The sequence below is a fragment of the uncultured Clostridium sp. genome, from assembly GCF_900547735.1.
Lineage (GTDB): Bacteria > Bacillota > Clostridia > Lachnospirales > Lachnospiraceae > Otoolea.
Genome location: NZ_URHZ01000003.1, coordinates 85,505 through 111,471, shown reverse-complemented (window position 1 = coordinate 111,471; position 25,967 = coordinate 85,505). Strand labels below are relative to the sequence as shown.

The window sequence follows — 25,967 nt, the reverse complement described above, 5'->3', positions numbered from 1 at the left end:
AGATGAAAGTTGAATCATTTGTAAATATAATTGGCGCTGATTTTTATGCTGGTGTGCCTGATTCTCAATTAAAAGCCCTTTGCGATTATCTTGTAAATACCTATGGAATCGATCCGCAACACCACATAATTGCGGCGAATGAGGGCAACTGTACCGGACTTGCCGCCGGCTATCACATGGCGACAGGCAAAGTGCCGGTAGTTTACATGCAAAATTCCGGTGAAGGTAATATAATTAACCCTGCTGCTTCTCTCTTAAACGATAAAGTGTATGCAATCCCGGTTGCTTTTGTGATTGGGTGGCGCGGAGAACCTGGGGTTCATGATGAACCGCAACATATCTATCAAGGCGAGGTGACCATAAAACTGCTGGATGATATGGGAATCGACTCTTTTATTGTAGGAAAAAATACAACGGAAGAAGAACTTCGTGATGCAATGAAAAAATTCAGAATAGGACTGGATAAGGGACAGAGCGTGGCTTTTGTAGTTTGTAAAGGTGCGCTGTCTTATGAAACTGCGGTGAAATATGAAAATAAAAATACGATGATACGTGAGCAAATTATTCAACATATTGTCCAGATTACAGGAGAAGACACGATCGTTTCAACAACAGGAAAGGCGAGCCGTGAATTATTTGAGATTCGTGAAACGAATGGACAAAGCCACAAATATGATTTTTTGACGGTTGGGTCTATGGGCCATAGTTCATCTATTGCTCTTGGCATTGCACTCAATAAACCTAATACAAAAGTTTGGTGTATTGACGGCGACGGCGCTGTTTTGATGCATATGGGAGCGCTGGCAGTTCTCGGAGCCAATCATCCTGAAAATATGGTCCAAATTATCATTAACAATGGCGCGCATGAAACGGTTGGTGGTATGCCTACTGCAGCGGCGAAAATTGATCTTGCGGCTATTGCAAAAGCCTGCGGTTATCCATATGCAGTAAGCGTTGCAGATTATGATACTCTCGATATAGAACTTCTGAAGGCAAAGAATGGGAACGAATTGCGAATGATTGAGGTAAAGTGTGCAATCGGTGCCAGGGGAGATCTTGGAAGACCAACGACTACTCCATTGGAGAATAAACAGAATTTTATGGGGTATTTGGGGAAACGATAGCTTCAGGAATAACGTTCGAAGTACTGCTCTCATTTATGGTTTATAAGGATTATTCCTTTATATTTGTAGGTTAATAGTGTTTATTTTTGTTGCATGGTAACAAATGGATGTTTGTTCTTTTATTTAGTCCAACAAGTGATGTGTAACATATAATAGATCCTTTAAATGACATATTTTTGTATCTTGAAATTGAGTTGACAGATTTCTGAATACTTTTTGTCATGGTTTATAATCCTTTTCAGTATTCCTCACGGTTTTTTGATTCTCGAAATAAAAGTAGAACGTCAACAGGTATAACACTTGGAGGGTAAGCGATGAATAGGTTCTTTCCAATATTAGTTGAATTTGATGCCTTTTGAAAGCAAAACTTTTTTTAATGAATACTATTATCAAATCAACTAACTTTGGTAAGAACTTATTCATCGCTTACCTTGGATGCGTTCTTTTTTATTGGACTGATTAATTCAGAGGTAGAGGACATCAAGCTGGTCATCCCGTCATAGTCCGGATGCATCGCAGTACTCCTCTTTAACCTCCTGGATAAACCGATTTATTTTCGGATGAATATTCTGCCACGCGAGAGCCATCCAATCCGTTGTGAGAGCCATCCAATCCGTTGTGAGAGCCATACGTTCCGAGAGCGAGAGCCACCTCTTGAACCAATATAATGAATATGTGCTTACAGAAATTTATGTGTATAATAAACAGAAGATTATATCAAAACTAACTGAAGATTTATTTATATTTCGTAATTTATAAGAAAGGGCTGAAATGATGTTTCCAGAGACTAATTCGTTATCTATTCCCGGATTAACCACCTATTATCATTATTTAATAGATGAGGAAAAATCCCCCACCACCATCACCAAATACCTCCGCGACCTCCAAAAATTCCTCACCTACACCGCAGACCGCCCCATCACAAAGGAACTGGTCATAACCTACAAAGAGGAACTAAAACAACAATACGCCACCGCCAGCATAAACTCCATGCTGGCCTCCCTCAACCACTACTTTGACTTCGCCGGCCTCTACGACTGCAAAGTCAAACAAATAAAACAACAACGGCGAGTCTACTGCCCGGAGGAAAAGGAACTGTCAAAAGAAGAGTATTATCGTCTCATAAAAGCAGCCCAGGACCTACAAAAAGATCGTCTCTCCTTAATCATCCAAACCATCTGCAGCACCGGCATCCGTATCAGCGAACTGGAATGCATTACAGTCAGAGCCGCACAAAGCGGAGTTGCCGAAGTCAATTGCAAAGGTAAAAGCCGGCAGATATTCATTCCACACAAACTAAAAATGATGCTGCTAAGTTATATCAAGAAGCAGCAAATCCGCCAAGGCCCCATATTCATAACCAAGCAAGGCAACCCCATCAACCGAAGCAACGTATGGCGGGAAATGAAAAACCTGTGTCAAATAGCCCAGGTGAGAGAAAACAAAGTCTTTCCCCACAACCTCCGCCATCTTTTTGCAAAGACCTACTATAAGATGGAAAAAGACATCTCGAAGCTTGCAGACTTACTTGGACACAGCAGTATAAATACCACAAGGATTTATATTATATCATCAGGAGAAGAGCACAGACGGCAAATCGATAAAATGAAATTATTATTATAAGAAATGCGGAAGAACGAATAAACACTAAAACAATTTTGTTAATTACAACATAATATAGATTATGTCGTATTATACACCTAAAAGTCTAAAACGTCTATTGGAAAGTTAAAAATTTCTAAAATATTTATTAAAATTTAAATATCACTTCTTTGTAAATATCCATTCAATTCCCATATTATACCAATTAAGTTTCGATAATGCAATATTATCGCATGTTGTTTTTTATTTTAAACTCGTTTATGCATATTTATAATTTAAAAAATTATCCATAATTTACAATTATTACCATCACATATTTACAAAATTCCCCTTTTTTCTTAACCGCATCTAAAAAAATCCCATATCTATTTACTTTAAAGTCAAAAATCCAAAAACCGCACTACATAATCTATATTATGTGGTTTCTTTTGCAACATAATCTATATTATGTTGTTGTCCATTAAATCATACCAATATTATGTTATTTCACCTGACACTATTAATGTAGGGAGTAGATCAATGTTACAGCCAATAAACGGGATAATCGACATCCATACCCATATTATCCCCAAAGCAGATGATGGATCCAGGTACCTGGGAGAAACCAGATACCTGCTGAAGGAGGCATATGCCCAGGGCGTTCGTGGAGTGGTTGCTACGCCGCATTATATCCGAGGACATAATAAAATGAGCGTCAGCCAGATTTTGGACACTTTAAAAAAAGTGAAAAAAGCGGCGAGTGAGATTGCCTCAGATTTAACAATTTATTCCGGTGAGGAGTTGTTTTATCAAGATGAAATAGTGGAAGCGCTGCAGTCCGGCCGGGCTTTAACGCTGGGAGACACCAGATATGTTCTGATCGAATTTTCCACTTCTATTTCATATAAAGATGTGTATAAGGCGGTGCGCCATCTTACTCTGGCCGGATATATTCCGGTATTGGCACATATTGAACGATATTCCTGCTTGAGAAAAGCCGGCTGCATTGAAGAACTGATTCAGGCAGGTTCTTATATGCAGATGAATTATAGCAGCCTGACAGGACTTAGTCATCCGGTCGATCGGTTGTGGTGCAGGAAGGCAGTAAAAGAAGGTAAGATTCATCTGTTGGGAACGGACATGCATCGTCTGGATTACCGCCCTCCGGAATTAAAGAAAGCAGTGGAGTGGCTGCAAAAGGACTGCGGAATGGAGACGTTTGAAAGGCTGACCTACCATCAACCTAAAAAACTTCTGAACGGTGAATTAATTTGAAGATAAATCAATAAGCAAGAAATTAAATTAGAAAAGATTAACTTAAGGAAGAAAAGGGCTTTAGAAATGGAAAAGATGTACACAGAAGACAAGGAAGAGATAGAGATTGATCTGCGCGAACTGCTTTTTGAACTGAAAAAAAGATTATGGCTGATTATCGTAGCGCTGATTCTGGGGATTGGTATTGTGGGCGCCGGCAGCGCATTTTTAATAACTCCGCAATATAAATCGGAAGCGAAGTTATACATATTATCAAAGGAGACAACTCTGACTTCTCTGGCGGATCTGCAAATCGGAAGTCAGCTTACGCAGGACTATAAGGTGTTGGTCAGCAGCCGTCCGGTTATGGAGGGGGTAATCAATCATCTTAATTTAGACTATTCTTATAAGGAACTGGCCGGAAAGCTGACTGTGGAAAACCCGCAAAATACCAGAATTTTATCTTTAACGGTACGGGATGAGAATCCCTATATGGCCAAACAGATTGTAGACGACATCGCCAACACAGCCTCCGACTACATTGGAGAAATTATGGAAATGGTACCACCGAAAATGATTGAAGATGGTGTGGTCGCATCTGAGCCGTACAGTCCCAGCATAAAGAGAAATGCACTACTCGGAGGAATTCTGGCAGTGTTTTTAATCTGTGCACTGATAGCGGTTCGTGTTGTCTTTAACGATACTGTCAAGAGCGAAGAGGATGTTGAAAGATATCTGAGCATGCCTGTACTGGCTGTTATACCGAAAAAGAGGGAAAAAGGCAAGAAAAAAGAAAAAAACAAAACAATGGAAGAAGCTAAAAAGGAAAAGACGATAAAGGAAGAACAGAAATGGGAAAAGTCCCTGGAAAAAGGACTTAAAGAGGAAGTAAAGGGACATAAAGAGGAGGAGCGGATAAATGGATAACGAAGTCTTTTTAAAAAGAACAGCAATAGATGACTATCAATATAATGAGGCGATGAAAACACTTCGTACGAATATCCAGTTTTCAGGTACAGGCATCCAGGTTGTCATGCTTACCAGTTCTGTTCCCAGTGAAGGGAAAAGTGAGACAACCTTTCATTTGGCGGCGTCCCTGGCACAATTGGATAAAAAGGTCCTCTTAATTGACGCAGACATCCGTAAATCTATTCTTGTAACACGGTATCAGTTAGACCGGAGGGTAGATGGCCTGTCCCAATATCTTAGCGGACAAAAAAAGTTGAATGAGGTAGTTTATACGACAAACCTGCCGAATCTGACTATGATTTTTTCCGGACCTTATTCTCCTAATCCGGCAGAGCTGTTAGCAGAACCGCTTTTTGATAAATTAATCGCATGGGGAAGAGAAAACTTTGATTATATCATAATTGATACGCCTCCAATGGGAAACCTGATTGATGGCGCAATTATCGGACGTAACTGTGACGGCGCAATACTGGTTATTGAGAGCGGCAAGATCAGTCATCGTCTCTTGCAGAAGGTGAAAGGCCAGCTTGAAAAGAGCGGATGCCGGATCTTAGGCGCAGTATTAAATAAGGTGGATGTTAGACAAAACAGTTACTACTACTATGGGAAATATGGAAAATATTACGGAAAAGAATACAGCAGCAAGCAATAATTGGCTTGTGATACACCAGACTGTGGCAGAAAACTGCCAGGGAGAAATAGTAAAGCATGCGTGAAAAAAAGGAAGAATCTGCTGAAAAAAAATCACTTATGAATAGAAAAAAGAACCTGTCAGAGAAGGAAAAGAAGCAAAAGTGGTCAATTGTTTTAATCGTATTTTGTATAGCAGGCGCCTTTTTTATGTTTGCGGACCACTATTACACGCAGAAAAAAACAATGAAATTAGCAGAAGCTGGAAATACGGCCGAAGCCTCCGCTTCTTCCGGGGTGCCGTCGAAAGATATCATCGAACTGGATGGAAAAAAATACAGAAGAAATACCTCAATTCGTGCAATTCTTTGCATTGGCGTGGACACGGAAGGGGATATGGAGCAGAAAACTGCCTCCGGAGTGGCCGGACAGGCAGACGGCCTTTTTCTGGTGGCACAGGATATGGCCAGAGATACGGTCAGGATTTTAATGATTCCCAGAGATACAATGACGGAGATTACTTTGTTTGATTTAATGGGAAACGAATTGGGAAAAGATGTCCAGCATCTGACCCTGGCTTACGCTTATGGAGACGGCAGGGAAAAGAGCTGTGAACTCCTTTCGGAGGCTGTCTCAGATTTATGTTTTGGAATACGTCTTGACGGATATCTTGCAATGAACGTCAGTTCCATCCCGCTCTTAAATGATGCGGTAGGAGGAGTAACTGTTACCGTAAAAGAAGAAGGGCTGGAAGTAAGGGATCCAATGCTTAAAAAAGGGAACACCGTACACTTAAACGGGAGTCAGGCAGAAATCTTTGTGCGGTACCGTGATATTACGAAGTCGCAGACTGCTCTCAGCAGAATGGATCGCCAGAAACAATATATACAGGCCTATTTTGAAACCGCCAGAGAAGAGGCGGGAAAAGACAATGAACTGATAACAAGGCTTGTCAATGATATAGAAGATCACATGATTACAAATATGGCTAAAGACCAGTATCTCGATATGGGTCTGGCAGTCTTAAACAGTCAGCAGCAACTGGGAGAAAACGATTTCTTATCAATACCGGGCCAGGCGGTGGAGACGATCAATTTTGATGAATTTTACCCGGACCTGGATGAATTGAAACGGATCATGATAGAACTGTTCTACAAAGAAATATAACAGGATAAGCATGATACGCACGCCTAACGGCAATAACTAGCTAAATGCTATTTATTGATAAAAATTAGAAGAAAGGAAGGGTGATGTGACATGAAGAGGAAAATCGTAGGAGTGTTAACCGCTGCTGTCCTGATGACACAGCCTTTTACAGCTCTGGCAGGCTCACGCTCGTCTCAAGGCGTACCTTCGCTGAGCAGTTCGACGCAGTCGATGATCAGTGGTGAACTGAATTCAAGTTCAGCTCCGACCGGTACTGCCGGAAGTTCAGTTTCGCTCAGTACAGATCGCAGTGTTTATGAAAATGCCGGAATTGCCTGGGACGTAATCGAAAAGATTTACACCATCAATGCAGGCGTAGAACCTCTGTACCGCACGATTGGAACGAACAATTTGGTTGGTTATGTTCCTTTAGCACCGGTGCAGGCAGCAGTTGTCAGTGGGTCCACCACAGTAAGCCTGTATGTTCCAAACCTGGTAGAAGGTCTGAATGATGTTCAGATTCTGTACTTTAATCAGGCAACACGTACATGGGAACTGATGGCTCCAACCAGCATCAACTATGCAACAAAAGAAATTTCCGTTACTTTAAGCGGAACAACACCATTTACTATTGTTTATAAAAAATAAACATTGGTAAGTGAAACTCAGGGACTGCCCCAGTCGTTTTTGGGGCAAGTTCCCGGTTTTACGCAGGATTAAAAGAGACTTTTTTCGCGGTACTACTTAAGCATCGAATCTGCATAACAAAACCGGTGGATTCCATGTGCACCGAAAACAGGCTTATGTGTATGGCGCGAAATTAACATAGATGAAATAAATGGAAGGACATAAGAAAGTTTATGAAAGGGATTATTCTTGCCGGAGGCTCCGGCACCCGCCTTTATCCGTTGACGAAAGTAACTTCAAAACAGCTGCTTCCTATTTATGACAAACCGATGATTTATTATCCTCTGTCGGTTCTGATGGAAGCGGGGATCAGAGACATCCTGATTATTTCCACACCGCAGGATACGCCCCGTTTTCGGGAACTGTTAGGCGAAGGAAAAGCCTTTGGCGTGAATCTGGACTACGCTGTTCAGGCATCACCGGATGGACTGGCCCAGGCCTTTCTGATAGGAGCGGATTTTATAGGAAGTGATTCGGTTGCTATGGTGCTGGGAGATAATATTTTTGCCGGCCATGGATTGAAAAAGCGTTTGAAAAAAGCAGTCCGTAATGCATCGGAGGGAAAAGGGGCTACGGTATTTGGTTATTATGTAGATGATCCGGAGCGGTTTGGAATTGTTGAGTTTGATAAAACCGGCAAAGCAGTTTCGATTGAAGAAAAACCGGAGCGCCCTAAAAGCAACTACTGTGTTACAGGTCTTTATTTTTATGATAACAGGGTGGTGGACTATGCAAGACAACTAAAGCCTAGTACAAGGGGAGAGCTGGAAATTACTGATTTGAACCGGATTTATTTGGAGGCGGAGCTTTTAAATGTGGAACTGCTGGGACAGGGATTTACCTGGCTGGATACGGGCACGCATGAAAGCCTTGTGGATGCAACAAATTTTGTAAAAACAGTGGAAAGCCACCAGCACCGGAAAATCGCCTGTCTCGAAGAGATTGCTTATCTGAACGGCTGGATATCCAGAGATGATGTGTGGTCCGTTTATGAGAGCATGAAAAAGAACCAGTACGGCCAATATCTTAAAGATGTTCTGGATGGAAAATATATCGATGTTCTTTATGAATAAAGGAGATAGGGAGGCCATACGGCTGCAGAACATATGAGAGATTTTTACAAATGAAAAAGAGGGAAGAGAGTATGAAAATCATAGTGACCGGCGGAGCTGGTTTTATTGGAAGCAATTTTATCTACCATATGCTGAATATGCATCCTGACTATCAGATTGTCTGTATGGACTGTCTGACCTATGCGGGAAATTTATCCACATTAGAAGCAGCGTTTAAAAATCCAAACTTTCATTTTTATAAGACTGATATCTGCGACAGGAATGCAGTTTATAACGTGTTTGAAAAGGAACAGCCGGACATGGTTGTTAATTTTGCCGCTGAAAGCCATGTGGACCGTTCGATTGAGGAGCCGGAGGTTTTCCTGGACACCAATATAAAAGGAACGGCGGTTTTATTGGATGCCTGCCGTAAGTTTGGTATGTTGCGCTATCATCAGGTTTCTACCGATGAGGTTTACGGTGATTTACCTCTGGATCAGCCTGATTTGTTCTTTACCGAAAGCACCCCGATTCATACCAGTTCCCCATACAGTGCCTCTAAGGCCGGAGCGGACCTGCTGGTTCAGGCATATCACCGCACATTTGGTCTTCCGGTGACCATCAGCCGTTGTTCTAACAATTACGGTCCCTTTCATTTTCCGGAAAAACTGATACCTCTGATGATTGTAAATGCGCTGGCCGATAAGCCGCTGCCTGTATACGGAGAAGGGCAGAATGTCCGCGACTGGCTGTATGTGGAAGATCACTGCAAGGCCATTGATTTAATCCTTCATAAGGGGAGAATCGGCGAGGTATATAACATAGGCGGACACAACGAGATGAAAAATATCGACATTGTTAAAATGATTTGTCAGGCACTTGGCAAACCGGAGAGTCTGATTACTTATGTAACGGACCGAAAAGGCCATGATATGCGGTATGCGATCGATCCGGAGAAGATAAACAGCGAACTCGGATGGTTCCCGGAAACGAAGTTTGCAGATGGTATTCAGAAAACGATTCGGTGGTATCTGGACAACCGTGAGTGGTGGCAATGCATCATTACCGGTGAATATCAGAATTATTATGAAAAAATGTATCGTGATAGGTAGAATACCAGCGGGAACCGCTGCCAAGGGAAAAGTCAGGAGGATATACAAATGAGTATTTTAGTTACGAGATCTTCAATGCCGCAATTAGATGAATTTGTTGAAGAAATTAAACCCATATTCGATAGTCACTGGTTAACCAATATGGGACCCGTTTACAAAAGATTTCAGCATCAGCTGAAACAGTATTTATCGGTTCCGGAGTTATCTCTCTTTGTAAACGGCCATATGGCGCTTGAAATTGCAATTCAGGCATTAAAACTCACAGGTGAGGTGATTACTACCCCATATACATTTGTTTCGACGACTCATGCGATTGTGAGAAATGGGCTGAAACCAGTGTTTTGTGATATCAAGCCGGATGATTACACGATGGATCCGGAGAAAATCGAAGAGCTGATTACAGATAAAACTTCGGCGATTATTCCTGTACATGTTTATGGGAATATCTGTGATGTGGAGGCGATCGAGAAAATTGCGAAAAAGCATAATTTGAAAGTTATTTATGATGCGGCACATGCATTTGGAGTTACATATAAAGGGGTTGGAGTCGGTAATTTTGGTGATGCGTCTATGTTCAGTTTCCATGCGACGAAGGTCTTCCACACGATTGAGGGAGGCGCGATTGCTTTTGCAGATGAAAAATTGAAAAATCCGCTGCACTGCCTGAAGAATTTTGGCATTACTGCTGAGGATATTATTGAGGAAGTAGGAGGAAATGCAAAGCTGGATGAATTCCGGGCAGCAATGGGAATCTGCAATCTGCGCCATGTCGATGAGGAAATTGAGAAAAGGAAAATGGTATATGAGCGGTATGCCGGCCATCTGAACGGAATAGACGGACTTACGTTAATTAGGTACAACAAAGACATCAAACCCAATTATTCCTATTTTCCGCTTTATATTGACGAAGATAAATTCGGGAAAAACCGTGAAGAGGTTTATACGAAATTGTGTGAGAATGATGTTTTTTCCAGACGCTATTTTTATCCGGCTACGAACGATCTGGACTCATACAAAGATAAATTCGCTCATGGAGAGACACCGGTATCAGAGAGGGTTTCCAAAAATATCCTGACGCTGCCCATGTATGCAGAACTGGCAATGGAGGATGTTGATCGGATTTGCGATTTGATTTTATCGCTGGGACAGTGACAAAATTAAGCTATCTGAAAAAAAGGGACACTGTAAGAGGGGGCAGAAGATGGGGGATTTAAAACAAACTCCACATTATTTCGGAGAACTGAACGAAAATTTTATCAGCCCTTTCGTGACGGGGGAATTAGCAATAAAGCAAACATTCTATGTTAAATATGTAAAGCGGCTGATCGATATTATATTCTCGCTGACTGCAATACTACTTACTTTGCCGGTGAATCTTTTGATAGCGGCAGCCACTTTTGTGGATGTGGGAAGCCCCATTTTTTTCGTTCACGAAAGGCCTGGATTGGGAGAAAAGCCGTTTAAAATGGTGAAATTCCGAAATATGACCAACGAGACAAACGAAAATAATGAACTGCTGCCTGCAGCGGAACGTATCACCAGGCTGGGTAAATTTCTGAGAAAAACCTCGCTTGACGAGCTTCTGCAATTCTGGCTCATTTTAGGCGGAAAGATGTCAATCATCGGTCCAAGACCGTTATTGATGAAATATCTTCCAAGGTATTCAAAACGTCAGCATCTGCGTCATGCGGTCCGGCCGGGACTGGAGTGTCCCCTGCCTGATTATAGGAACGCTAATATAACCTGGGAGGAACGTCTGGAAAACGACGTGTGGTATGTTGAGAATATCAGCTTTAAAACGGACTGTATCATGATTTTCAGGCTTATTAAACTGGTATTCAATAAAAAAAGAGCGGGGATTCGAAGCGAAAAAATCGATGGAGAATTTACTGGAGAAGAAAATTCACGGAATTCTAAAAATACGGATGAGCAAATCGCATAAAAACTGGATGTGAAGGATTGAAATATGAAAAATATAGTTTTATTTGGAGCAGGAGGTTTCGCGAGAGAAACAGCCTATCTGATAGAAAGGATTAACCATGTTAAGCCAACCTATGAGCTGCGGGGTTTTATCGTCGATGATGCCTATTATCGGGATGGGCTTGAGATTAATGGTTATCCGGTTCTGGGAACCAGGCAGTGGCTTTTTGCCCATAAAAACGAGGTGGTGTGCACCTGTGCGATCGGTGAACCAGGGCCAAGAGAGGCCATCCAGGAAGAACTGGAGCAAAAAGGAATTCAATTTGAAACATTGATCTCACCGGACGTAGAGCTGCATGATACGGTGAAAATCGGAAATGGTTCAGTCATCGCCCACGGCGTTATGATGACTGTAAATATAAAAATTGGAAAAGGGGTCGTGATTAACGGATGCACAACCCTTGGACACGATGCAGAGATCGGCGATTATGCATGTGTGATGGGCGGCTGCGGACTGGCAGGCTATGTAAAAATCGGCCGGCGGGTGAAAATAGGAGGCCGTGCATTCATTGTGCCTCATATCTCTGTGGGAGACGATGCGGTTATAGCGGCCGGAAGCGCGGTATTTGCCAAGGTAAGAAGCGGAAGACGGGTACTGGGAAATCCTGCAAAGCGGTTTGAAGTTTAAGGGGGATTCGTATGGAAATCAAACGGTTCGAGTCGGACATGATGGCATCCAACATGTATCTGCTGTCGGAGCACGGACACAGGATCGTAATTGACCCCTGCCGTAATACGGCACCCGGTGCAGATTCAAAGGTTGATGCTCTGATACTTACCCATGAACATTATGATCATATTTCAGGTGTTAATGCGTGGAAAGAAGCATACGGCGCACCTGTGATTTGCAGCAGGGCATGTGCAGTTAATATTGGGACTTCCAGAAAAAACATGAGCCGGTATTTTGAGGCATTCAGCCAGATGCAGACCTATGCCAGACAGGATGAATACGTTTCCATAGAGAAAAATTATCATTGCACCGCGGAGTTTACCTTTGATGATCAATTACGGTTTTACTGGTTTGACAATCTTTTTGAACTCTTTGCGCTGCCGGGACATTCGGATGGGAGTATCGGCATTTTGGTGAACCAAAAACATTTTTTCTCCGGGGACAGTCTGTTTAAGGATCATGGGGTGGAGTTAGGATTTCCGGGAGGAAACCGTGATAAGTGGGAATGTGTTTCCAGAGGGCGCATCACGGATTTGCCGGAAGGTATTACGGTTTATCCCGGGCATTACAATGAGTTTGTACTAAGGAGGAAGAAATAAGATGTCTTATTTTGAGATTAATGACATTAAGATCGAAGCGGTTTCATGCGCAGTACCGGATAACAGAGTCACGGTTCAGAGCTTCGAGTCTGTTTTTGGTATGGAGGCCTGTAAAAAATTCACCGAAAGTACCGGGATACGGGAAATGTACAAGGCATTGCCGGAACAGACGGCAGGCGATTTGGCATATGCCGCTGCAGAAAATCTGTTTGAGAAGATTGAAACAGATAGAAGCAAAATAGGAGCGCTTGTCTTTGTTACGCAGTCTCCTGATTATCGGAGGCCTGCAACAGCCTGTGTTTTACAGAAACGGCTCGGCCTGTCTCTTGGATGTGCCGCCATGGATATTGGTCTTGGCTGTTCCGGGTTTGTCTATGGGCTTCAGACTGCTGCATCGCTTATGGCAACATCAGATATGGAATATGCATTGATACTGATAGGGGAGACCGCATCAAAGCTGGTAAATCCACTTGATAAATCCATTGTAATGATGTATGGAGATGCCGGTGCGGCGATACTTCTTAAACGGGAAGAGGGAGTCAGACTGAAAACCTTACTGAAGAGTGACGGTAACAGGTTCCAATCGATTGTGCTGCCGGCCGGAGGGTTCCGTGACATGAATCCGTCCCATGATACTTTTGTGTGCAGCGACGGCATTGAAAGATCGCTCTATGATATCTTTATGGATGGAACATCTGTCTTTTCCTTCTCAATTACCGATATTCCGGAGACCGTAAAAGAATATCTCAGCCTGACTGAAACCGAAATTGGAGAGTATGATTGTCTGGCCTTTCATCAGGCAAATCAGTTTATCTTAAAGCAGATTACGCGCAGGCTGAAAGCACCGAAGGAAAGCGTTCTGATCTCACTGGACCGTTTCGGGAATACGGGAGGTATGTCGATACCGTTAACATTGTGTGATCATTTTGGAAGTAAAGAAGATGGGAAAAAGAAAATCCTGATGAGCGGATTTGGCATTGGACTGTCCTGGGGAGTAACATCCGCGGTATTGGATACAAATAACATTTTTCCTGTAATCCGTACGAAAGATTATTATGCGGAGGGTAAATTTGAGCCGGGAAAATATTAAGACAGGAGATAGAACAATGAATCAATTCGTTGATTTAACCGGCAGGAAGATTCTGATAACAGGGGCATCCTCCGGCATTGGAAAGCAGACGGCCCTGACACTTAATAAATTGGGGGCAAATGTAATTCTGGTTGCAAGAAGAGAGGAAAAGCTGAAAGCGGTTCTGGGTGAGCTGGAAGGCGAAAATAATGCCTATTATGTATCGGACTTAAGTGAAGTAAACAAGATAGAGCAGTTGTTTAAGCAGATAGCAGAGGAACAGGGAAAACTGGATGGGATGGTTTACGCAGCCGGAATTGCAATGTCCATGCCTCTAAAATTATTCAAGCCCGAAAAAGTGCTGGAAATATTTAATATCAATTACTTTGGATTTATCGAATCGGTTCGACAAATCTGTAAAAAGGGAAGATTTAACGAAGGGATGCGGATTGTCGGTGTATCATCGGTAGCTTCCATGCAGGGGGATAAAGCGCATCTTGCTTATTCAGGCTCAAAAGCTGCGATGGATGCATCAGTACGCTGCATTGCAAGAGAGATGGCTGATAAAGGAGTATGCATTAATACAGTTGCGCCTGCAATGACAGAAACGGAAATGTACCTCGAGTTTATAAAAAAGAACGGGGAGGACAGCCGGGGCAGCAGGGAACTTATGGTTCGACAGTATATGGGGTTAGGAAAACCGGAAGATATAGCAAATGCAATTGCATTTTTAATAAGTCCGGCGGCCCGCTTTATCACAGGTATTACATTGCCGGTTGACGGTGGGATGACAACATCCTGATTTGGAAGACAGGATTAGCCAGCCGGCGTAATTAAATAAAATACGACAGGAGGAAATGATGATGAGTGAAAAAGAAAAATTAGCGCTGTTGGAAGAAACATTGGATTTAGATGAGGGATCCCTTACTCCGGAGATGAAGTTAGCCGACATAGAGGAATATGATTCAATGGCGAAACTGTCTCTGATTGTTATGATGGATGACGAATGCGGAGTAAAGCTTACAGGCGATGTCGTGAAAAAATTCCAGACAGTCGCGGATATTCTGGATTGCATGAAGTAGAACAGCTACACGGAGGATAAGTATGAATAACAGAGAACTTTATGATGACATATTCGTTAACGTATTTACAGTAGATAAAAGCGAATTGGGAGAAGATTTTGTTTTTGGAAAAGTAGGTAAATGGGATTCAGTTGCTCACCTGAATCTGATTTCAGAATTAGAAGATACTTTTGATACAATGTTTGAGACAGAAGATATCCTTCATTATGGCTCCTATCTCAATGGTCTGGAAATACTCCGGAAGAACGGCGTAGAAATCTGAGGAGGATTTAGTGAATGGAAAAACTTCTCGAACAAAAGATTTGCCTGATTACAGGCGCGGGAAGAGGGATTGGAAGGGCAATCGCAGAACTGTTTGCCGAACTGGGGGCCACGGTTTATGCAAATGACGCGCGGGAAGGCTGTATGGACGACTGGCTGCGGGAATTTGATGAAAAGCTTCCGGGTAAAATACGTGCCTCTTATTTTGACATAACAGATGAAGCGGCGGTGAAAACGGCGGTGATGCGGATAAAAAAAGAATGCGGCCGGATTGATGTTCTTATCAACAACGCCGGGGTGGAGTTTAACGAACTCATTGGCATGATCAGCAGAAAAAATATGGATATGATGTTCAATGTGAATGTGATAGGAACCATTAATATGCTGCAGGCGGTCGGCAGAGTTATGTGGAGACAGCCCATGGGAGGAAGTATTGTGAATATTTCTTCTATGGTCGGAGTCCGGGGAAACCGCGGCCAGCTGGTATACTCGGCAACCAAAGGTGCGGTTATTTCACTGACTAAATCAGCAGCCAAAGAATTGGCTGAAAAGAAGGTAAGGGTAAACTCCATAGCTCCCGGCCTTACCAGGACACCAATGATGGAACAGGCGGATCAGGACAAATTGGAAGCCAGAATTAAAAATATTTGTATGGGGAGACTGGCTGAACCAAAAGACATAGCCCGGGCATGTGCTTTTTTTGCGTCTGACTTGTCTGAATATGTATCAGGACAAACGCTGGCTGTTGACGGCTGTACAATAATGTAAAGGTGGAGGTTTACTATGTTTTTAGATATAGAAAACGTTGAAAGAAATAAAACAGCAATACATGATGACAGCGGAACACAGCTGACTTATGGAGAATTGTGCGATTTTATCACAGAGGTGGAAGAACTGAAACTGATGCGCAGCGTCGTATTCTGCCTGTGTGAGAATACAGCGGGTGCTTTGGCAGGAATTGCCGCATTTGAAAGTGTCAGGGTAGTGCCGCTTTTATTAAGCGCAGCAATTGATTCCTCTTTGCTGGAAGAACTGGATACGATGTACACACCGTATTATTACTGGATTCCCGATGCTCAGAAAACGCGTTGCAACGGCGACATAATTTATTCAAAATATGGCTACAGTCTTTTAAGATCAAACTATGATGTCTATCCAATTCATGAGAAGCTTGCATTACTGATGACAACTTCCGGTTCCACCGGCAGCCCCAAGCTGGTCAGGTATAAGTATGGAAATCTGGAAGCAAATGCCAGGAATGTAGCGGCTGTTTTTGGATGGACGAGCGGTGAGAATTGTATTATGGACTTACCGGTACAGTATACGATGGGCCTGAACGTAATAAACAGTCATTTCATAGTCGGAGCCACGGTTTTACTGATTAAAAACAATCTGATGAGTACAGAATTCTGGGATTTTATAAAAGAAAACCATGGTTCAAATTTCACCGGCGTACCTTACAGCTATGAAATTATGATGAAACTTAAGTTTACCAGAATGGATCTGCCTGATTTAAAAACTTTATCGGAAGGCGGAGGAAAACTGACCGACGATATGTTCAAAACGCTGGCAGAGTATTCGGAAAACGCTGGCAAACGTTTCTGTGCTACGTTTGGCACGACGGAGACAAGCGCCAGAATGGCGTATTTACCGCCGGAAATGGCACGGGAGAAAATCGGCAGCATTGGCAAAGCGATTCCGGAAGGTGAACTGTTTCTGCTGGATGTAAACGGAAATGAAATAGAGAAGCCGGAGGCACAGGGAGAATTAGGATACCGCGGTCCGAACGTCACTATGGGATACGGGATCTGCCGTGAGGATTTGCTTAAAGGCGATGAGTGGTCCGGCGAATATCACACAGGCGATATTGCAAAACGTGATGCGGATGGCTTTTACTACATAATTGGAAGAAAAAAACGGTTTTTAAAGCTGTTTGGGCTTCGTATCAGCCTGGATCAGTCGGAGCGGATCATAAAAGAAGGATTTAGCTGTGAATGCGCCTGTACCGGAAATGACGAAAAAATGAAGATTTTTATCGTAGACGGAGCGCTGAAGAATAAAATTCCGGCTTACCTTGCAGAAAAATTGAATTTGAATGCCTCTGCATTTGAAGTGTCGGTCATTGAGGAACTTCCCAAAAATGAGTCGGGAAAAATTCTGTACAAAAATTTGAATTAAATTCCGGCAGCGTGGAGACAGGCAGTAGAGACGGAAATATAGAATGGAGCAGGTATATATATGAGTATTGGAGTTGATGTATTATGGATAAACTGAAAATCCGGTTAAATTTCGTACATATAGATTATGATAAGGCGATTACCTGGTTTATCTGTCTGTATTTTTCAAGTGGTTTGGTCAGGCTTGCAGTGAGAAGGGTTTTGGCCGTTGCCAGATTACAGAGCCAATATGTTTTATTCGCAAATTTAATCATATATATGCCGCTTATTCTTATTTTGATTCTGATGATATCAAAAAGAAAGATCGATAAATCTTTGTGGAGCTTTTTACTGGTTCTGTGTGCAACAGTATTCCTTTTTGCACTCACGTTATTTTTGCATCCGAATTATGACCGTTTCTTTTTTTGGGATACATATGGGATTTGGGAGGATGTGTTCCGGCCTGACAGTGGAGCGATTTTTGGTTTTCTTGCTGTAACGGCCAGCAGGAACAGCAAGAGGCTGATAGAAAATCTTAAATACGCCTCACTCCTGTTATTACTTTACAGCGGCTATCAGTTCATAAAAGCAGTCAGCGATGGGTATTGGACCGTTTTAAATGCTGCGGGAGAATCCATTGAACAGAGTTACAATTTGGGTTTTGGTTACACGGTTATTTTCTGTGCCACTATTTTTTTTGGACTTTTTATAAGGGAAAAAAGAAAAATTTACTTAATTTTAGGCTGTATATCAACAGTATTGGCATTGACGGGAGGTTCCCGCGGGTGCATAGTGTGCCTGCTCGTTTTTGGAATTCTCTATCTTTTTAAAGAATTTTCGGTTGTCCCGATTCATAAAAAAATTATGATTACCGCGGCGGCGGTACTTCTCGGCATTTTGTTTAACGCGTTTTATTATGATATTTTATCAGGGCTTTCCGGCATTGATGCAAGAACAATTCAAATGTTTCTCAGCGGAGATATAACCAGTGACAACGGCAGGGACGCCATTTACTCGCTTGCTTCCGAGGCTATAAAAAACATGCCGTTCCTGGGATACGGCGCATTCGGGGACCGGCAGTTTATCACACCATACTATTATTGGGGATACTGCCATAATATTTTTCTGGAAATGATTATCGATTTCGGCTGGCTGCTTGGGATTATTGTGTTCCTGATTATTGGAATCAAAAGCATACAGGTTTTAATCAGTGCCAGGGATGAGCAGGCATTCGTCATCTGCATCCTTCTTTCGGCGAACGCAAAATTATTTCTGTCGGATACGTTTTGGGGCTATCCTCAATTTTGGATGCTGATAGCATATCTATTTTTTGTATTCAAAGAGGAACGAAAAAAATATACAGAGGATAAAAATGGATGAGATAAATAAAATAGAGGCTGCAAAGCAAAAACAGCATGCAAAAGGCAAATTGTTTGTGACGGAACGGCTGGAGCAATTATTCGACGATGGTAAATATAAGGAGCTTTTCGATAAGGGACGAAGAATCGGCGTTTTGATTTGCGAAGGCAGAGTGAATGGGAAAAAAGTAATTGTCGCAGCGCAGGATTTTACATACCGCGGCGGCACTCTCGGCATGAAAATCGGAGAAAATATTGCCAGGGCGCAGGATGTTGCAATAAGTAAAAAATGTCCGTTTATTACAATTAATGATTCCGGTGGTGCAAGAATTCAGGAAGGAATTGATTCGCTGGCCGGTTATGGGGAAATATTTTACAGGAACGTGATGGCCTCCGGGTTCATTCCTCAGATTTCTGTGATTTTAGGGCCTTGTGCCGGCGGAGCAGTGTATTCCCCGGGAATCACGGATTTTGTTTTTATGGTCGAGAACATTGCACAAATGTATATTACCGGACCCAAGGTCGTGAAAAGCGTAACGGGCAGCAGCATAACGGCAGAGGAACTGGGAGGCTACAAAGTTCATACCAGGGAAAGCGGAGTCTCTCATTTCTGCTATCAGGATGAAGAAACCTGTTTTCAGGAACTGCGCCGTCTGGTTGGTATGCTGCCGAAAAACTGTGAAGAGAAAGCCACTTTGCCAAGGAAGGATTTATTTGAAAAAAAATCCGGGGAGATTGAAATACCGGAGAATACCCGTATCGGATACGATGTCAGGGAAGTGATTCGCGCAGTAATGGATGACGAAACTTTTATGGAGGTTTCGCCTGAATTTGCACAATCAATCGTAGTCGGATTTGCTTCTCTGTGCGGGACGACTATCGGTGTGGTTGCTAACCAGCCCAGATATCTCGCGGGAAGTCTGGACTGTGACACGAGTGATAAAGCGGCAAGATTTGTCCGTTTTTGTGATGCGTTCGGGATACCATTAATCACGTTTACGGATGTGCCGGGATATCTGCCGGGAAGTTCACAGGAAACAAAGGGCATTATCCGTCACGGGGCAAAATTGCTTTATGCTTTTTCAGAGGCAACCGTTCCGAAGATCAATATCATATTGAGAAAAGCTTACGGTGGAGCTTATATTGCGATGAACAGCAAACACCTGGGAGCCGATTTTGTGATAGCATGGCCGACAGCCGAGGTGGCCGTAATGGGAGAAGACGGTGCGGTCGAGATATTATATGCAAAAGAACTGAAAAGTCTGTCGGGAAAAGAAAGGGCAGATTTCTTAGAGGAGAAAAAAACAGAATATAAGACCGAGGTCATCAATTACAAACACGGACTTGAAATGGGTTATATCGATCAGGTAATCCAGCCGTCCGAAACAAGAGAAACAATTTATACTCTTTTAAATGATGCCTTAAGGAAAAAACGATTCAATAAAGCCAAAATACTCCGGAAAAAACACGGGAATATCCCGTTGTAAAATGAAATCAATAAAACTGGAGGTTTATTATGCGGCGAAAAATTCTATTGCTCTGTGTCATCGGTATGATGCTTCTTATTTTCCTGTTTTCTAGTCAGGCCGGAGCTTCTTCTCACTATTTCAGCGATATGGCGGGAAGGATTCTTGGAATGTTAAGGGAAGATGAGAATGGAGAGTTCTACGGACGGTTCCTTATCTGGGAGTGGAATGTCAGGCAGCTTGGCCATATAACGCTTTTTGGCCTGTTGGGAGGTGTTACGCATTCCTATCTGCTTTCAAAACAGAAGGAGCTGACATGGATACACGTTCTAAAATGTTCGTTTTTGTCAGCGCTGCTTTGTTTTCTTTACGGATGTATTGACGAGTTTCATCAGTATTTTGTAAATGGGAGAAATGCAAGATTCCAGGATGTGCTGGTGGATGCAATTGGATTTTTGACAGCCATTTGTGTTGTAAATGCCGTCATCTGGCTATATAAAATGATAAAAAACAGGATGTAAATGATGAATTAATGTAAATTTGCGGAAAGGAAGCAAAGATGAATATTACACATGTAATGGCGCAGACAATGTATACACAGGATATGTATATGTTGATTAATACATGTTTTGATGGGAGAGAGCACAAGTTCTGTACAGGACATGCAAAACGTAAGAATTCTTTGGCTCCGATAGGGTTAAATCAGGCGGAAGGACATGCAGAGGTAATTAACCCTAAAAATTTCTTTAAGTATATTAAAAATCTCGATGAATGTGATGCAATTATCCTGCATGGCTTATTTAATTTTAAACATTTCATTTTTATTTCCAGAAAAAAAGAATGGTTGGAGAAAACATGCTGGGTCATCTGGGGAGGCGATATATACCGCCATAATGAAAAATCGAACCGCTGGGGCGTTAAACTGACGGAATACCTGAAGCAAAAATATGCCTGTCAGATTGGTTACGTGGCAACCCTGGTAGATAAAGATCTGCCGCTGGCGCGTCAGTGGTACCATGTCACAGGAAAGCACTTTTCTCTGAGTTACCCGCTTCCTATCCAGCGTCCCGGAGTGATGCAGAAACTGACGGAGAGAGGCAATAAAAAAGGCAGTGGGAACAAGACGGTAAAAGTGATGCTTGGAAACTCCGCGACCGTGACCAATTGTCATGCCGAAGCGCTCGAGGAACTAAAGGCATTTGCGGATGAAGACTTAAAGCTTTACATTCCGCTTACATATGGATTTAAAGGTTTTGAAGAATATCGAGAGAAAATCATTCAGACTGCAGTCGGAATTTTCGGGGAAGATAAAGTCGTTCCTATTACTGAGTCGATGGACGGAGAAACATACTCTGATTTTATCAGCGAAATGGATATAGGGATATTTTTTAATGACAGGCAGCAGGCCATGGGGAACATTGCCATTGCCCTGGCTTCGGGGGTGAAGATCTATATCCGAAATGACACGACGATGTGGGCGAATTATGAGGGAAGAGGCTTTCGGGTAGAAAATGCATTTAATCTCTCAAAGGAAAACTTTGAGACCTTCCGGAATTATTCCCCGGATGTTAAGAAAAAAAATATGGCTTTAATACAAAAATATACCGATATTAATCTAATCCGGGATAAGTGGAAACTGCTGTTCCTGGTTATGACGTCAGACAGGAACAAAGAAGAACAATGAATCAGCAAAAGAATAAAAAAAATACCTATGACAATCCTTCTATTTCAACAAACATATTATGGCGCCTGGCTGAACGCTTCGGTGCCCAGGGAGTCAGTTTTATCGTTTCGGTAGTTCTTGCCAGACTCTTGGCACCCTCTGTTTATGGAACAGTCGCATTGATTACCGTGATCACAAATATTTTGAACGTTTTTGTCAGCAGCGGCTTATCTACAGCGCTGATTCAGAAGCAAAAAGCAGACGACCTGGATTTCACGACGGTATTTGTTTTCAATATCTGTATGTCTCTTGTACTATATACCGGCCTGTTTTTCTCTGCCTCAGCAGTAGCGGACTTTTATGACATGCCTCAGATGCTCCCCGTAATCCGGGTTCTATCCCTTTCCATCGTTTTGGGGGGGATCAATGGAATTCAGCAGGCATATATTTCAAAAAAAATGTGGTTCCATCTTTTCTTTAAGGCCACGATTGGCGGAACTGTATGTTCGGCTTTTGTCGGTGTTGGAATGGCATATGCCGGTTACGGAGTTTGGGCCCTGGTAGGTCAGATTTTGACAAATCAGCTTATGGATACGGTGATTTTATGGAAAATGCTGGACTGGCATCCGCGCTTCTGCTTTTCTTACCGGCGGTTCAGACCGCTATTTTCTTTTGGCTGGAAAGTATTTGTATCAAATTTAATTGACACATTTTACAAAAATCTGAGGAGTCTGTTGATCGGAAAAGTATATACACAGTCTGATCTGGCTTTTTACAATCGCGGTAATCATCTGCCCGAACTGATCATTTCAAATGTAAATACTTCCATCCAGAGTGTTTTTTTTCCGGCCTATTCGTCGGCGAATGGTGATAAAACAACGCTGCGGGCTTTGGTCAGAAAGTCTATTTCCATTAGCACATACCTGATTTTTCCGGCAATGACGGGGCTGGCAGTTGTATCCTCTACGCTGGTTCGGTTATTGTACACAGATGTATGGTCCGCTGCGGTCCCTTATATGTGGATAGGGTGCTTCAGTTATGCATTCTGGCCGCTGCACACTGCCAACTTACAGGTGATCCAGGCAATGGGGAGAAGCGATATCAGCTTAAAACTGGAAATAATTAAAAAAGCAGTCACGGTCATCTGCCTGATTTGGTCGATTCGGTATGGGGTGTTCGCTGTTGCGGTATGTGCTTTGCCGCTGTCCATCTTTTCGCTGCTGGTGAATTCATTTCCTAATAAATCATTGCTGAACTACTCATTTCGTATGCAGATAACCGATATTTTTCCGGCACTGTGGATGAGCGGGGTAATGGGATGCTGCGTGTTCCTTGCAGGCGCCCTTCCGCTGACCAGCTTTGTGAAGCTTGCCGTACAGCTTGTAATCGGGGGAGGGACATATCTGTTTTTGTCGATTATTACTCGCAATCCGTCCTTTGGATATGTCAAAGCAAGGGCGGTCAGTCTTTGCCATAAGAAAAGTAAGCAGCTAACAGAATAATTCAGTGGCTTAAACATAGAAAATGCAATCGGGCTGCATTTTTTATTGATAGAAATGATTCATGAACAGTTTTAGTGTTCGGGACGTAGAAGAAGGGAGATGAAAACAGAGCGGAATTGCGAAAGTAAAAGGAACAGATGACGTATCTTTTGTTCGTATCTGTTCCTTTTACTTTCGCAATTTACGACGGGGCCTGTACGAGAGATGTGACGTTACCGCGTCGCTTATTGTATGGATTCAACGGGAGATGGATAGTAAAAATAAATTTCTTCCATATATTTCCAGTACTTTTCATCCCCACCCCCTAAAAATAACCTCCAATTAATGATAATATAGAGAGTAAAAATAATTCAAACGGAGGGAAAATGGAAAATCACGCAATAACTTCCGAAATGGAAGGCAGATTTATACGATATTTAATCCAGGAGGAGAAGAGTCACCACACAGTTGAAAAGTACCAGAGAGACCTGAAAAAGTTTATCCGGTTCCTCGGAGCGCGGGAAATTACGAAAGATTTAGTCATCGAATACAAAAAGAATCTTTCCGAACGGTATGCGGTAAGCAGCGTCAATTCAATGCTGGCATCCCTGAACCATTTTCTGCAGTTTGCCGGCTGGTATGGATTCAAGGTAAAGCAAATGAAATTGCAGCGCCAGGTCTACTGTCCGGAGGAGAAGGAACTGACCAGGGAAGAATATAACCGGCTGGTTAATACGGCGAAGTTTATGAAGAAAGAACGGATCGGCCTTATAATTCAAACGATTTGCAGTACCGGAATCAGAATCAGCGAGCTCATCTATATCACGGTTGAGTCAGTGCAAAGCGGAATCGCCTATGCGACGGGTAAAGGTAAAAGCCGTCAGATATTCCTGCCTCATAAGCTCAGGATGCTATTGATGAAATATATCAGGAAGAACCGTATCCGCCGGGGCCCCGTATTTCTGACAAAGGAAGGAAAGCCGGTAAACAGAAGCAATGTCTGGAAGGAAATGAAGGCGCTGTGTGCAACGGCCAAGGTATTAGCCGTTAAAGTATTTCCCCATAATTTGAGGCATCTTTTTGCCAGGACGTATTACAGAATGGAGAAGGATATTTCAAAACTGGCGGATCTGTTGGGGCACAGCAGTATCAATACGACCAGGATTTATATTGTGACATCGGGGACGGAACACAGACAGCAGATAGAACGAATGAACCTGATATTATGAGATTTGCAGCCTAAATATTTGGTGCAACATAATGTGGATTATGTAGTAGTATATAACAAAAAATCAAAATAGTCCATATTTTGGATTAAAAAAAAGTAACTATTATCTCTGAGAAATCATAACATAATTTTCTTCTTTTCAAGTATCTTAATAGAAAAATCTATAATTTTTACATAAAATTCTATGTTTTCCAGAAATTACCAATCAAATTCCAGTTTCTCCCATTATAACATATTTTGCGCAATAGAAAAGTAAAATTTTTCCAGAGAAATCATCGCATAGCGGTTTGATACGTTCGAATCGCTTATTTGTTTTACCCAATTCTAATGTTTACATCTAAAGATATTTTACTTGTCAAGGAACATAATCCACATTATGTTGTTCTTTTGCTTTCCCTTTCGGGAACATAATCCACATTATGTAGTAGTCCAACAACTAAAGAATCAATTCAGTCATGCCATTACAGCATAAAGGAGTCGCATGATAAAAATTGTTATTGAAGAAAACACAAAGCTAACCGGTGAGGATACACAAAAGCGGCAAATGGCAGAATACATGAGTTTCTGCAGGGCAGTCTTTGAGGCAAAGCAGAAATTTCTGCAGGAAAGTGTTCCGGACAGGAGTAAAACGTATGGGGATGATTGATATTCATGCACATATTTTACCCGGAATTGACGATGGGCCGGAGACAATGGAGGAGACCCGGAAGATGCTCTTAAAGGCCTTTGAGCAGGGGATACGAAGCATCATTGCAACCCCTCATTTTTTCCGCAGACATTATGAACCGGATGTGGCTCGGATTTATGAACTTGTGGATGCCGTTCAGGCTGAGGCCGATGTTCTGACCCCGGGACTTACCATATATCCCGGACAGGAGATTATGTATTTTTATGAGATAGAAGAATACCTGTCGGAACATAAGCTCTTAACTCTGGCAGGCTCAAGACATGTGCTGATAGAATTTCATCCGACTGTTGTCTACAGCAGGCTGGAGCTGGCATTGCGCAAAATGATATTTGCCGGATACATACCTGTTCTGGCCCATGCAGAGCGTTACTTTTGTTTAAGACGGAACGACAGGCTGCAAGAACTGTCGGCAGCCGGCATGCGTATGCAGATGAATTACGAGAGCCTGGAAACAGGAACGAATTTTTCCGACAGGCGGTGGTGCCGAAAGATGATACTGGAGAACCGGTTTGATTTCCTTAGTACCGATATGCACGGAATAACCCGCAGGCCCCCGGACTGTGAAGCTGCTTTGGCGTGGCTGCGAAGGAAGGCAGGGGAAGACCGCCTCAGGGAGCTGACGGTAGAAAATCCTGGTATGCTTCTGGAAATTCCGAACGGATAAAAGTTCCGAAAACATAAAAGTTCCGAAAACATAAAAGTTTCGAAAAC

General features: G+C 42.5%; 27 protein-coding genes. 26 read left to right on the top strand and 1 reads right to left on the bottom strand.

The features are described 5' to 3' along the window. Positions 1–2: 2 nt before the first annotated feature. The 19 genes from aepY (at position 3) to QZT18_RS01690 (ending at position 17,394) form a co-directional block, all read left to right on the top strand. Entirely contained in the window at positions 3–1,124 is a 1,122-nt protein-coding gene (gene aepY, locus QZT18_RS01780) for a phosphonopyruvate decarboxylase (RefSeq protein WP_294143765.1), read from the top strand. 771 nt (positions 1,125–1,895) lie between these two features. Beyond that, entirely contained in the window at positions 1,896–2,747 is an 852-nt protein-coding gene (locus QZT18_RS01775; protein WP_294143764.1) for a tyrosine-type recombinase/integrase, read from the top strand. Between the two features lie 498 nt (positions 2,748–3,245). Further along, the gene (locus tag QZT18_RS01770; protein WP_294143763.1) at positions 3,246–3,980 is read left to right on the top strand and encodes a CpsB/CapC family capsule biosynthesis tyrosine phosphatase; all 735 of its coding nucleotides are present in this window, start codon (positions 3,246–3,248) and stop codon (positions 3,978–3,980) included. 66 nt (positions 3,981–4,046) lie between these two features. Beyond that, the gene (locus QZT18_RS01765) at positions 4,047–4,886 is read left to right on the top strand and encodes a YveK family protein (protein ID WP_294143762.1); all 840 of its coding nucleotides are present in this window, start codon (positions 4,047–4,049) and stop codon (positions 4,884–4,886) included. Then, the gene (locus tag QZT18_RS01760) at positions 4,879–5,580 is read left to right on the top strand and encodes a CpsD/CapB family tyrosine-protein kinase (RefSeq protein ID WP_294143761.1); all 702 of its coding nucleotides are present in this window, start codon (positions 4,879–4,881) and stop codon (positions 5,578–5,580) included. The genes QZT18_RS01765 and QZT18_RS01760 overlap by 8 nt, the downstream gene beginning before the upstream one ends. Positions 5,581–5,804: 224 nt before the next feature. Further along, positions 5,805–6,725, top strand: coding sequence for an LCP family protein (locus QZT18_RS01755; RefSeq protein WP_294143760.1), 921 nt, complete (start codon positions 5,805–5,807; stop codon positions 6,723–6,725). Between the two features lie 90 nt (positions 6,726–6,815). Beyond that, positions 6,816–7,352 carry a hypothetical protein gene (locus QZT18_RS01750; RefSeq protein ID WP_294143759.1) on the top strand — a complete coding sequence of 179 codons (537 nt, stop codon included), beginning with the start codon at positions 6,816–6,818 and terminating at the stop codon, positions 7,350–7,352. Positions 7,353–7,564: 212 nt separating this feature from the next. Next, positions 7,565–8,464 (top strand): glucose-1-phosphate thymidylyltransferase RfbA, encoded by a 900-nt coding sequence (rfbA, locus tag QZT18_RS01745; RefSeq protein ID WP_294143758.1) that lies wholly within the window; start codon positions 7,565–7,567, stop codon positions 8,462–8,464. Between the two features lie 71 nt (positions 8,465–8,535). Beyond that, a complete protein-coding gene (gene rfbB / locus QZT18_RS01740) occupies positions 8,536–9,555 on the top strand; it encodes a dTDP-glucose 4,6-dehydratase (RefSeq protein WP_294143757.1) in 1,020 nt (339 codons plus the stop codon). Positions 9,556–9,603: 48 nt separating this feature from the next. Next, a complete protein-coding gene (locus QZT18_RS01735; protein ID WP_294143756.1) occupies positions 9,604–10,707 on the top strand; it encodes a DegT/DnrJ/EryC1/StrS aminotransferase family protein in 1,104 nt (367 codons plus the stop codon). A 49-nt stretch (positions 10,708–10,756) separates the two neighbouring features. Beyond that, positions 10,757–11,497 carry a sugar transferase gene (locus tag QZT18_RS01730; RefSeq protein ID WP_294143755.1) on the top strand — a complete coding sequence of 247 codons (741 nt, stop codon included), beginning with the start codon at positions 10,757–10,759 and terminating at the stop codon, positions 11,495–11,497. A 24-nt stretch (positions 11,498–11,521) separates the two neighbouring features. Next, on the top strand, positions 11,522–12,163 hold the full coding sequence (locus QZT18_RS01725; RefSeq protein WP_294143754.1) for a NeuD/PglB/VioB family sugar acetyltransferase: 642 nt from the start codon (positions 11,522–11,524) through the stop codon (positions 12,161–12,163). 11 nt (positions 12,164–12,174) lie between these two features. Next, a complete protein-coding gene (locus QZT18_RS01720) occupies positions 12,175–12,804 on the top strand; it encodes an MBL fold metallo-hydrolase (protein ID WP_294143753.1) in 630 nt (209 codons plus the stop codon). Position 12,805: 1 nt separating this feature from the next. Continuing rightward, positions 12,806–13,894, top strand: a complete 1,089-nt coding sequence (locus QZT18_RS01715; protein ID WP_294143752.1) for a 3-oxoacyl-ACP synthase III family protein — start codon at positions 12,806–12,808, stop codon at positions 13,892–13,894. A 16-nt stretch (positions 13,895–13,910) separates the two neighbouring features. Beyond that, a complete protein-coding gene (locus QZT18_RS01710) occupies positions 13,911–14,675 on the top strand; it encodes an SDR family NAD(P)-dependent oxidoreductase (RefSeq protein ID WP_294143751.1) in 765 nt (254 codons plus the stop codon). Between the two features lie 61 nt (positions 14,676–14,736). Then, positions 14,737–14,955, top strand: a complete 219-nt coding sequence (locus tag QZT18_RS01705; protein ID WP_294143750.1) for an acyl carrier protein — start codon at positions 14,737–14,739, stop codon at positions 14,953–14,955. Between the two features lie 22 nt (positions 14,956–14,977). Beyond that, positions 14,978–15,217, top strand: a complete 240-nt coding sequence (locus tag QZT18_RS01700) for an acyl carrier protein (protein WP_294143749.1) — start codon at positions 14,978–14,980, stop codon at positions 15,215–15,217. Between the two features lie 14 nt (positions 15,218–15,231). Next, the gene (locus QZT18_RS01695; RefSeq protein WP_294143748.1) at positions 15,232–15,984 is read left to right on the top strand and encodes an SDR family NAD(P)-dependent oxidoreductase; all 753 of its coding nucleotides are present in this window, start codon (positions 15,232–15,234) and stop codon (positions 15,982–15,984) included. A gap of 15 nt (positions 15,985–15,999) precedes the next feature. Beyond that, the gene (locus tag QZT18_RS01690) at positions 16,000–17,394 is read left to right on the top strand and encodes an AMP-binding protein (protein ID WP_294143747.1); all 1,395 of its coding nucleotides are present in this window, start codon (positions 16,000–16,002) and stop codon (positions 17,392–17,394) included. Positions 17,395–17,518: 124 nt separating this feature from the next. Here QZT18_RS01690 and QZT18_RS01685 read toward each other — a convergent pair whose 3' ends face one another. Continuing rightward, complete coding sequence (locus QZT18_RS01685; protein ID WP_294143746.1) at positions 17,519–17,647, bottom strand: hypothetical protein; 129 nt, start codon at positions 17,645–17,647, stop codon at positions 17,519–17,521. A 178-nt stretch (positions 17,648–17,825) separates the two neighbouring features. Between QZT18_RS01685 and QZT18_RS01680 the strand changes: the two genes are divergently transcribed. The 7 genes from QZT18_RS01680 (at position 17,826) to QZT18_RS01650 (ending at position 25,920) form a co-directional block, all read left to right on the top strand. Beyond that, positions 17,826–18,752 (top strand): O-antigen ligase, encoded by a 927-nt coding sequence (locus QZT18_RS01680; RefSeq protein WP_294143745.1) that lies wholly within the window; start codon positions 17,826–17,828, stop codon positions 18,750–18,752. Next, positions 18,745–20,217 carry an acyl-CoA carboxylase subunit beta gene (locus QZT18_RS01675; RefSeq protein ID WP_294143744.1) on the top strand — a complete coding sequence of 491 codons (1,473 nt, stop codon included), beginning with the start codon at positions 18,745–18,747 and terminating at the stop codon, positions 20,215–20,217. The genes QZT18_RS01680 and QZT18_RS01675 overlap by 8 nt, the downstream gene beginning before the upstream one ends. Before the next feature lie 29 nt (positions 20,218–20,246). Continuing rightward, positions 20,247–20,717 (top strand): VanZ family protein, encoded by a 471-nt coding sequence (locus QZT18_RS01670; RefSeq protein WP_294143743.1) that lies wholly within the window; start codon positions 20,247–20,249, stop codon positions 20,715–20,717. A 38-nt stretch (positions 20,718–20,755) separates the two neighbouring features. Continuing rightward, positions 20,756–21,880 carry a TDP-N-acetylfucosamine:lipid II N-acetylfucosaminyltransferase gene (locus QZT18_RS01665; protein WP_294143742.1) on the top strand — a complete coding sequence of 375 codons (1,125 nt, stop codon included), beginning with the start codon at positions 20,756–20,758 and terminating at the stop codon, positions 21,878–21,880. Then, positions 21,877–23,361 carry a lipopolysaccharide biosynthesis protein gene (locus tag QZT18_RS01660; protein ID WP_294143741.1) on the top strand — a complete coding sequence of 495 codons (1,485 nt, stop codon included), beginning with the start codon at positions 21,877–21,879 and terminating at the stop codon, positions 23,359–23,361. The genes QZT18_RS01665 and QZT18_RS01660 overlap by 4 nt, the downstream gene beginning before the upstream one ends. 365 nt (positions 23,362–23,726) lie before the next feature. Further along, complete coding sequence (locus tag QZT18_RS01655; protein ID WP_294143740.1) at positions 23,727–24,569, top strand: tyrosine-type recombinase/integrase; 843 nt, start codon at positions 23,727–23,729, stop codon at positions 24,567–24,569. 631 nt (positions 24,570–25,200) lie between these two features. Then, positions 25,201–25,920, top strand: coding sequence for a CpsB/CapC family capsule biosynthesis tyrosine phosphatase (locus QZT18_RS01650; RefSeq protein ID WP_294143739.1), 720 nt, complete (start codon positions 25,201–25,203; stop codon positions 25,918–25,920). The last annotated feature ends 47 nt before the right edge of the window (positions 25,921–25,967 follow it).